This is a genomic window from Arthrobacter sp. Soil_N43 (assembly GCF_057655195.1).
In genome coordinates this window covers 1-8,842 of record NZ_JBDGML010000011.1, presented here as the reverse complement: position 1 = coordinate 8,842, position 8,842 = coordinate 1, and the positions used below count along the sequence as shown (strand labels likewise).

General features: G+C 64.9%; 11 protein-coding genes. 5 read left to right on the top strand and 6 right to left on the bottom strand.

Going from position 1 to position 8,842, the window contains the following annotated elements; all coding sequences use genetic code 11:
• Nucleotides 1-2,303: SBBP repeat-containing protein (locus AC3A3W_RS00310; RefSeq protein ID WP_487439902.1), on the top strand; the 2,303-nt coding region annotated here is incomplete at its 5' end.
• A 107-nt stretch (nucleotides 2,304-2,410) separates the two neighbouring features.
• On the top strand, nucleotides 2,411-3,535 hold the full coding sequence (rlmC, locus tag AC3A3W_RS00305; RefSeq protein WP_487439900.1) for a 23S rRNA (uracil(747)-C(5))-methyltransferase RlmC: 1,125 nt from the start codon (nucleotides 2,411-2,413) through the stop codon (nucleotides 3,533-3,535).
• Between the two features lie 42 nt (nucleotides 3,536-3,577).
• On the opposite strand, the gene AC3A3W_RS00300 is transcribed toward rlmC, so the two are convergent.
• Nucleotides 3,578-4,555 (bottom strand): dienelactone hydrolase family protein, encoded by a 978-nt coding sequence (locus tag AC3A3W_RS00300; protein WP_487439899.1) that lies wholly within the window; start codon nucleotides 4,553-4,555, stop codon nucleotides 3,578-3,580.
• A 102-nt stretch (nucleotides 4,556-4,657) separates the two neighbouring features.
• Here AC3A3W_RS00300 and AC3A3W_RS00295 point away from each other — a divergent pair, with 102 nt between their 5' ends.
• Nucleotides 4,658-5,119 (top strand): DUF5956 family protein, encoded by a 462-nt coding sequence (locus tag AC3A3W_RS00295; protein ID WP_487439898.1) that lies wholly within the window; start codon nucleotides 4,658-4,660, stop codon nucleotides 5,117-5,119.
• Between the two features lie 156 nt (nucleotides 5,120-5,275).
• Here AC3A3W_RS00295 and AC3A3W_RS00290 read toward each other — a convergent pair whose 3' ends face one another.
• The 4 genes from AC3A3W_RS00290 to AC3A3W_RS00275 all read right to left on the bottom strand — a co-directional run bounded on the left by AC3A3W_RS00290 (nucleotide 5,276) and on the right by AC3A3W_RS00275 (nucleotide 7,316).
• On the bottom strand, nucleotides 5,276-5,749 hold the full coding sequence (locus AC3A3W_RS00290; protein ID WP_487439897.1) for an SRPBCC family protein: 474 nt from the start codon (nucleotides 5,747-5,749) through the stop codon (nucleotides 5,276-5,278).
• 219 nt (nucleotides 5,750-5,968) lie between these two features.
• Nucleotides 5,969-6,433 (bottom strand): iron chaperone, encoded by a 465-nt coding sequence (locus tag AC3A3W_RS00285; RefSeq protein WP_487439896.1) that lies wholly within the window; start codon nucleotides 6,431-6,433, stop codon nucleotides 5,969-5,971.
• Between the two features lie 33 nt (nucleotides 6,434-6,466).
• Nucleotides 6,467-6,868, bottom strand: a complete 402-nt coding sequence (locus AC3A3W_RS00280; RefSeq protein ID WP_487439895.1) for a VOC family protein — start codon at nucleotides 6,866-6,868, stop codon at nucleotides 6,467-6,469.
• A gap of 10 nt (nucleotides 6,869-6,878) precedes the next feature.
• The gene (locus AC3A3W_RS00275; protein WP_309987896.1) at nucleotides 6,879-7,316 is read right to left on the bottom strand and encodes a helix-turn-helix transcriptional regulator; all 438 of its coding nucleotides are present in this window, start codon (nucleotides 7,314-7,316) and stop codon (nucleotides 6,879-6,881) included.
• A 25-nt stretch (nucleotides 7,317-7,341) separates the two neighbouring features.
• Here AC3A3W_RS00275 and AC3A3W_RS00270 point away from each other — a divergent pair, with 25 nt between their 5' ends.
• Nucleotides 7,342-7,524 (top strand): hypothetical protein, encoded by a 183-nt coding sequence (locus AC3A3W_RS00270; RefSeq protein WP_487439894.1) that lies wholly within the window; start codon nucleotides 7,342-7,344, stop codon nucleotides 7,522-7,524.
• Between the two features lie 167 nt (nucleotides 7,525-7,691).
• Here the strand turns inward: AC3A3W_RS00270 and AC3A3W_RS00265 are convergent, their stop codons facing one another.
• Entirely contained in the window at nucleotides 7,692-8,057 is a 366-nt protein-coding gene (locus tag AC3A3W_RS00265; protein WP_487439893.1) for a DUF6278 family protein, read from the bottom strand.
• Here AC3A3W_RS00265 and yidC point away from each other — a divergent pair.
• Nucleotides 8,056-8,842 (top strand): membrane protein insertase YidC (gene yidC, locus AC3A3W_RS00260; RefSeq protein ID WP_487439892.1); only part of this gene is annotated, 787 nt, incomplete at its 3' end. The two genes, AC3A3W_RS00265 and yidC, sit on opposite strands and share 2 nt — an antisense overlap.

Here is an 8,842-nt window from a genome sequence, read left to right as displayed (position 1 = left end):
GCGCCGATCCCTCCAATATCCGCCTTGGCTATACCGGCGCCGACGGCCTGTCCGTGAGCCGGGACGGGGCGCTGCTCATCGACACGCCGCTGGGCGCCCTGACGGACTCCTCCCCCACCAGCTACCAGACCATCGACGGCAACCAAGCCGCGGTCGAGAACCGCTACGCACTCGAAGCCAACTCCTACGGCTTCGCGCTCGGCCACTACGACAGAAGCCAGCCGCTCGTGATCGACCCCGCCCTCGACTACGCGACCTTCCTAGGGGGGAGCGGCACGGACGAAGGCCACGAGGTCGCTGTCGACGCCTCGGGCAGCGCCTACGTGATGGGCAACACGGCCTCGGCCGACTTCCCGACCACGGCCGGTGCCTTCGACACCACGCTCGGTGGCGCCCGCGACGCCTTCGTCACCAAGCTGAACCCGGCCGGCACCGGCCTCGTCTACTCCACCTATCTCGGCGGATCCGGCGACGAATTCGGCCTCAGCGTCGCCCTCGACGCCTCCGGCAGCGCCTACGTGACGGGCGATACGACGTCGGCCGACTTCCCGACGACGGCCGGCGCCTTCGACACCGCCCTCACTGGTTTCGGAGACGCCTTCGTCACCAAGCTCTCGCCCACCGGGTCGAGCCTCGTCTACTCCACCTACCTCGGAGGGAACGGCCAGGACGCCGGCTTCGGTGTCGCCGTCGACGCCTCTGGCAGCGCTTACGTGACGGGCTCCACGAACTCGACCAACTTCCCGACCACGGCCGGCGCCTTCGACACCACGCTCGGCGGCGCCGACGCCTTCGTCACAAAGCTGGACCCCACGGGCTCGAGCCTCCTTTACTCGACCTACCTTGGGGGGAGCGGCCAGGACAGCGGCTCCGGTGTCGCCGTCGACGCCTCGGGCAGCGCCTACGTGACGGGCGCCACGACCGCCGCCGACTTCCCGACCACGAGCGGCGCCTTCGCCACCACCTTCAACGGCGGCTTTTTTGATGCCTTCGTCACCAAGCTCTCGCCGACCGGGACGAGCCTCGACTACTCGACCTATCTCGGAGGGAGCGCCGGCGACGAAGGCTACGGCGTCGCCGTCGACGCCGCGGGCAGCGCCTACGTGGCGGGCCTGACGGATTCGACCAACTTCCCGACCACGGCCGGCGCCTTCGACACCACCCTCAACGGTGGCATCGACGTCTTCGTCACCAAGCTCAACGTCGCCGGCTCGGCCCTCATCTACTCGACCTACCTCGGGGGAAACCAGTCGGACTTCGGCCTCGGCGTCGCCGTCGACACTGCGGGGAACGCCTACGTGACCGGCGAGACGGGCTCGGCCGATTTCCCGACCACGGCCGGCGCCTTCGACCCCGCTATCAACGGCAATATCGACGCCTTCGTCACCAAGCTCTCGCCCACCGGATCGAGCCTCGTCGACTCGACCTACCTCGGGGGGAGCGGCCCCGACTCCGGCCGCGGCGTCGCCGTCGACGCCGCGGGGAACGCCTACGTGACCGGCATCACGGACTCGACCAATTTCCCGACCACGGCCGGCGCCTTTGACACAAGCATCAACGGCGGTACCGACGCCTTCATCGCCAAGATCTCGTCAGGCCCCGGTGCGCCGGCCACGCTCACGCTCGCTCCCGCGGCCGCCACCAACGACGTCGGCACGCAGCACTGCGTGACGGCGACGGTCGAGGATGCGTCGGGCACTCCAACGCCGGGCATCACCGTGCGCTTTCAGGTCACCGGGGCGGTAACCACCAGCGGCTCGGGCACCACCGACGCGAACGGCGAAGCGACCTTCTGCTACCAGGGCCCCGAGCTCCCCGGCGCGGACGCCATCACCGCGTTCGCCGACACCGACAACGACACCACGCAGGGTCCGGGTGAGCCCTCTGACACGGCCACCAAGGTCTGGACGCTGCCGACCACAACCCCGCTCTGCCAGGTCAAGGCCGAGACCGGTGGCACGATCACCGCCACCAACGGCGATAGGGCGTCCTTCGGCGGCAACGCCCAGTCAAACGCCGCAGGCAACGTCAAGGGCCAGCAGCAGTACCAGGACCACGGGCCCGCCCAGCCACAGAAGGTGAAGTCAATCAAGATCCTGGCGTTGACCTGCAACCCGCAGCGCACCCAGGCCACGATCTTCGGCCGCGCCACCATCAACGGCCAGGGCTCGCACCTGTTCCGGATCGACGTCCAAGACCTCGGCGAACCCGGCCGCGGCAAGGACACCTACCGGATCCTGCTTGACACCGGCTACGACTCGGGCACACACACCCTCAAGGGCGGCAACATCCAGATCCGTTAGCCCGGACCGTTCGCGAAGCAGCCGCGCCCCGACGCTCGAGGGCGCGGCTGCCTTCAATTCTCCCGAAGTCACAGGCACACCCACGGGAAAAGTAGAATTGAAACGTCATGCAATGTTCCTACTTTGATGCCGCCCGTTGCCTTTCCTGCACACACATGGGCCAGCCATACGCCGAACAATTAGCAGCCAAAGAGCTGCACTGCCGAACCCTCCTCGCCGCGCACAGTTCACTGCAGTGGCTTCCGCCGGTGGGAAGCCGCGAGGCCGGTTTCCGCAACAAGGCCAAGATGGTCGTGGGAGGTTCGGTGCGGAATCCTACCCTCGGGATTCTCGACACCGAGGGGCGGGGAGTGGACCTGCGCGAATGCGGTGTGTGCTCGCCAGGACTGCAGGCCTGTCTCCCGGTCTTCGCTGCGTTCATCAGCCAGGCCCGGCTCACGCCATATGACGTGCCGCGGCGCAGCGGAGAACTCAAGCACCTGATCGTCACGGAATCCCCCGACGGCGAACTGATGCTGCGGCTCGTCCTGCGGTCGGAAAACCTGATCGGCCGTATCCGCCGTCATCTGCCCTCCTTGCTGGATGCATTGCCGCAGCTCAAGGTGGTCTCTGTCAACCTGCACCCAGAGCACAAGGCTGTGCTGGAAGGGGATCGGGAGGTGGTGCTCACCGAGCAGTCAACCTTGCGGATGCGCGTCAACGACCTCGACCTCCACCTGAGGCCGCAGAGCTTCTTCCAGACCAATACCGAGATGGCGGCCGCCCTCTACCGCCAGGGAAGCGAATGGGTCAGCGAAGTCGCGCCGGCTTCCGTTTGGGACCTGTACTGCGGCGTTGGCGGCTTTGCCCTGCACTGCGCCGACCCGTCCCGGGACGTCGTCGGCGTCGAAACCAGCCGGGAAGCCATCGCGAGCGCAGAACTGAGCAGTGGGGACGCGGGCCTGCAGAGGGTACGTTTCCAGTCCGGCGACGCCACAGCCTTCGCCGTTTCCACCCGGCCGGAGCCTGAGCTCGTAATCGTCAATCCTCCGAGGCGCGGCATCGGCAACGAACTGTGCGGCTGGCTGGAATCCTCAGCGGTGCAGCACGTCGTCTACTCGAGCTGCAACGCCAAAACGCTGGCCCGCGATCTCGCGGCCATGCCGTCTTTCACGGCGCGGCGCGTGCGGCTGCTGGATATGTTTCCCCAAACCTCCCACTACGAAGCCATGGTGCTGCTCCAGAGGTCCTAGGCGGAGGGGCGGCGGGCCCCCTTCACCCGCCAGCACGGCGCCTCAGACGTACTTTTTGAACCACGCCAGAGTGTCGTTCCACGCGGCGGTCGCCTGTGCCTCGTTGTAACGCTCTCCGGTGTCGTTGTGGAACGCGTGGTCGACGCCGGGATAGACCTTGATCTCGTGGCGCACCTCGGTCGCGTCCAGGGCGTCCCGGAACGCCGGCATAGCGCCGGTGATCCGGTCGTCGAGTTCCGCGTAGACGCCCAAGACGGCCGGCTTGATGGTCGGAACCTTCTCCAGATCCGGCGCGGGTCCGTAAAACGCCGAGGTTGCCTTGAGGCCGGTCAGCTCCGTCGCCGCCTGCCACGTGATGCCGCCGCCGAAGCAGTAGCCGGTCATGGCGATGCGGCCTGCGTCCACGTAGTCCTGAGAGTTCAGGTAGTCGAATCCGGCCTTGAAGTCGGAGACGTGGCGTTGGGCTCCGGCCTTGGTCAGTGCTCCGGGTACGGCGTCCCGGTCGAGGCTGGCGGTGCCGCCCTCTCTGCTCAGCAAGTCCAACGCGAGCGCCGCGTACCCTTCCTTGGCGAAGCGGCGTGCCACGTCCTGGATATGCGGAGTCAGCCCGCGGTTCTCGTGGCAGACGAGCACGGCAGGTCCCGGCCCAGCACCCTCTGGCCGGGCAAGGTAACCGCTGATGTTGGTTCCGCCTGCAGGTAGCTGCACGGTCGCCGTCACCATGCCGGGCGCACCTTCAGGAACGGACAGCGGGCTCTTGGCTCCGGGCACTGCGCCTGCGGAAGCGGTTCCCGTACCCGGGGATGATGTGGTCGGGTCGGGGGTGGGCATGGGGTCGGTGCTGCGCGGAACTTCACTTGGTGTGCAACCCACCAGCAGCATCGCGGCCGCAGCTGCGCCCATGCTTCCGGTAATGAAGGCCACGCGACGCGTGAAGGTACGTCGGCTCATGGCGCCCGCGCGGTAATCATCGAAAAATTCCTCGATCAGGTACTTCTCAAATTTACCCAGCTGGGTCATGAGGGCCTCCTTCAGTGTGAGGGTATCCTCCTCCGAACTCATTCACGCGGCAAGGGGGCGAAGTGCGGCCCCGAAGACGCCGCGTGGTGGAGAATGTCAGGCATGAGCAACAACCCGTGGGAGTGCGAGGAGCTTTCCAAAGCGCCGGCGGGATGGATCCCCGCCACGGAGAACGGCTGGGGCGCACTAGTCGTCTGGGCCGCAGGACCAGGAAATTTCGTCCGCGTGCCCGCCTCGCCCAGGGACCGGCACACTGTCGTAGTCACTCATTACCCCGATGGCAGCGAACACCGTGAGCCGTCAATGCTCACAGACGCCGAGCTGGAGTCAATTGACGACGACATCGATGCCTATCTGGACGATGCCGGACTTCCGCCCAGGCCCCGCGGCTACGACTGGTTCATCCGCCGTCCCCCGAATACCGGCCCCGGAGACGACGCGTTTTGGGCTGCCGTCTGGTCCGCTACGGCGGCGTCCGTGCCGCACGATGCCATGGACCCGGCGAAACTGAAATCACCGGCAAAGGATGCGCTGGCGCAGATGTACCAAGGCCGAAGGGACTGATCGACGTGAGTCCGGCCAGGCATCGGGGCGCCGTGGGCGACTGTACGTGTCCGTACAGCGGAGCTCCGACGCCCGATGAACCCGGCCGGATGCGGGATCGATTCAGCAGAATCGCTTCACTAGAAGTGAGATTATTTCGTCGAGCTCTCCGGGTGCTTAGAACTGCCCGGTGGGGCCCGTGTCCTTGACTTCTCCACGCCAGGCGCCGGTTTCGGTACCGCGCGATTCGATGAAGTCCTTGAATTTACGCATGTCTGCTTTGACCTGCATCTCGTCAATCTTCAGGGCTGCACCTGCTTTCTCGGTGAAGGTTTCCGGTGCCCATTCGAAGTGGACCTTAACCTTGGTGTGGTTAGCATCCAGCGGCGTGAACCGGATGATGCCGGCATGGGACTTGCCGTCGGTGCTGCGCCAAGCAATCCTATCGTCGGGCTCCTGGTCGACTATTTCCGTATCGAATTCCCCCTGCACGCCAGCTACTTTGGTCACCCAGTGGTTCGTGGTGTCGGTCAGCTGGGTTACAGATTCGACGCCGGACATGAACTGCGGAAAAGACTCGAACTGAGTCCACTGGTTATAGGCCGTATGAACCGGAACTGCGACGTCAACGGTCTCTTCAACGGTTTGCATCTTCTTCCTCCTGTTAGTGAGGGACGGCCCGCGAACATGGGCCGGTAGCGGGCGCCGTTCTGCCCGAACAGGCAACCCCCCACTCCTGAAAGGTAAATCCGCTCGCCACCCGTGTCCAGACCCTCCAGGTCCACGAACAGGCCGCGAAACTTCGCCCCCAATCGCAGGTCAGAGGCGCCACCCGGCTGCTTGGGCGCGTCATTTCGGCGCGCCCAGTCCTCAGCTGACGGCCTGCTTCACGAGCGCGCTGATCTTGGCCTCATCGGCGTCGGTGAGCGTCGTCAGGGCGAAGGCGGTGGGCCACATCGTGCCGTCGTCGAGGTTGGCCGAGTCGTTGAAACCGAGCGTTGAGTACCGTGTCTTGAACTTGTGTGAGCTTTGGAAGAAGCAGACGACCTTGCCGTCCTTGGCGTAGGCGGGCATCCCGTACCAGGTTTTCGGCGAGAGTTCCGGAGCACTGGCCTTGATGATGGCGTGGATCCGCTCGGCGATGGCGCGATCCGGTTCCGGCATCTCCGCGATCTTCTCGAGCACGTCGCTTTCCCCGTCTGCCTTGGCGCCGCGCGATCCGCGGCGCGTGGCCGCCTTGAGTTCCTGCCCGCGCTCCTTCATCGCGGCCCGTTCCTCATCCGTGAATCCCTCATAGGTCCTGGCGCTCTCCGCGGAGTGTTCCGTGTCCTTCATTGCAGGTTCCTTTTCTGTATGCACGGTTGAAGTTCAGGCCTGGTTGAAGCGGATCATGTTGCCGGAGGGGTCACGGAAGGCGCAGTCGCGCGGGCCCCAGGGCTGCACGATGGGTTCCTGGAGGACCTCCGCTCCGGAGGCCCGGACGGCCTCGAACGTGGCGTCGAGGTCGTCTGTGCGGAACACGATGTTGTGCAGGACGCCCTTGGTGAGCAGCTGCTGGAGCACGTCGCCGTCGTCCTGGGAACGGCCCGCGTGCGGTAGCGACAGCACGAGCTCCAGATCGGGCTGGGCCGCGCTGCCGAGCGTGACCCAACGATGACCGTCCGAGCCGACGTCGTTGCGCACATCAAGGCCGAGTACGTCCCGGTAGAACGCGAGCGACTCGTCGAGGTCGTTGACAGTGATATGTGAGTACTGAAGTGAAATGTTCATGCCCCACACGCTATTGCAGCGGCTGCGGGGGCGCTTCTTCAATCCTGCTCGGCTTGCGCGCGGGCCGCGTGTGCTGCCGGGCAATGCACGAGGGCATGGCCTTCACCGCATGGTGCTCCCGGGCCCGGTACGCGCTGGGCGGCATCCCGACGATCTCCGTGAACCTGGAACTGAACGAGCCCAGAGACGTACAGCCGACCTCCATGCAGGCATCCGTCACGCTGACACCGGCCCGCAGCAGAGCCATGGCGCGTTCGACCCGCCGCGTCATGAGGTAGTTGTAGGGAGTCTCGCCGTAGGCCGCCTTGAACTGGCGGGAGAAGTGCGCCGGGGACATCAGGGCACCGGCGGCCATGGTGGGTACATCGAGTGGCCGGGCGTATTCGCGGTCGATCAGGTCGCGGGCCCGGCGAAGGTGGGCAAGGTTGGCCAACTCCTGCGGTGTCATGCCGCCATTGTAGTTATAGATGCACATGAGGACTTCCTTAACGCTTGTCGTTATGCTGACGGCGGCCCTGACACTGAGCGCTGTCACTATCGCACTTGTCGGAACGGCCACCCAGCTGTTTCAACGGCCGAGCACGGATCTGGCCCGTTCGGAGCTGCTCCGCGACAGCGGCCTCTACGCCGGGCGGATCATCGCAAACGCCCTTTGACTGGTCACCCCTATTCGTCGGCTTGGCCATCGGCGTCCTCGTTATCGTCTTCAAGGCAGGCGAGAGGTTCCAAGACGAAGCTGAATAGTCCACAAGTGAAAATAACCGCAGATCCTCACGCGCTAGGCTGCGCAGCGCGAGGAAGGCCGGCCGGACTGACAACGCTTCTACGCCTGGCGCCCGACTATTTCGAGGACGTGTGCATAGTTTTGTGCGAGTGTGGGGTCCGCGACTGCGAGGCGCCTTATGGCGACCCGAACGACGTCGACCGCAACGGTCCTGGTGACACGAACCAGAGGGTATCCCTCCTGGACGACCTCCCAGTGGGCTCCGGGAATCGTGTGCGTGAGGCACGTCTCCGTAGAACACCCGGTCGTCCTCTGCTTTAGGCGTTCCGCCTGAACCACCTGGCCGATCCCGGGGCGTAGCCGTCGGAGCGGCGTACTCTGGGGGCATGGCCACGGCGGCAGCCGAGGGCGGCAACGAGTATGCGCGGCAATCCTGGCCGAGCCCGACGAACAGGGGTACTGCATGGACCTGTTTCAAACAATCATGTTTCCGTTCAACTGGTTCGTGTCCATCATCATGGTGGGCTTCCATGAGGGCCTGAGCGCTATCGGCCTGCCGCCGGCGAGCGGCTGGACCTGGACGTTATCGATCATCGGGCTCGTGCTGGTAATCCGGGCCGCCCTCATCCCCGTGTTCGTTAAGCAGATCAAGGCACAGCGCGGCATGCAGCTCCTGCAGCCGGATTTGAAGAAGCTCCAGGACAAATACAAGGGCAAGAAAGACCCGCTGTCCCGCCAGGCCATGGGTCAGGAGCAGATGGCCCTTTACAAGACGCACGGGACCAACCCGTTTTCCGCATGCCTGCCCCTGCTGATCCAGATGCCGTTCTTCTTTGCCCTGTTCACAGTGCTGTCAGGCATCAGCACGGCCCGGGACCAAGGCAAGGGCATTGGAGCGATGAGCCACGATCAGGTGATCCAGTTTGACGACTCCACCATCTTCGGCGCCCCGCTCTCGGCCACGCTGCTTCACAACCCTGAAGGCAACCCCGTAGCTGTCACTATCCTGACCATTGTGATGATCCTGGCGATGACGGCGTCGCAGTTCATCACGCAGAAGCAGATCATGGCCAAGAACATGTCCGAGGAAGCCATGGCGTCTCCGTTCATGCGCCAGCAGAAAATGATGCTCTACCTGCTGCCCATCGTTTTCGGCGTGGGCGGCATCAACTTCCCCATCGGTGTCCTGATCTACTGGACCACCACCAACCTGTGGACCATGGGTCAGCAGTTCTTCGTCATCCGCCGTA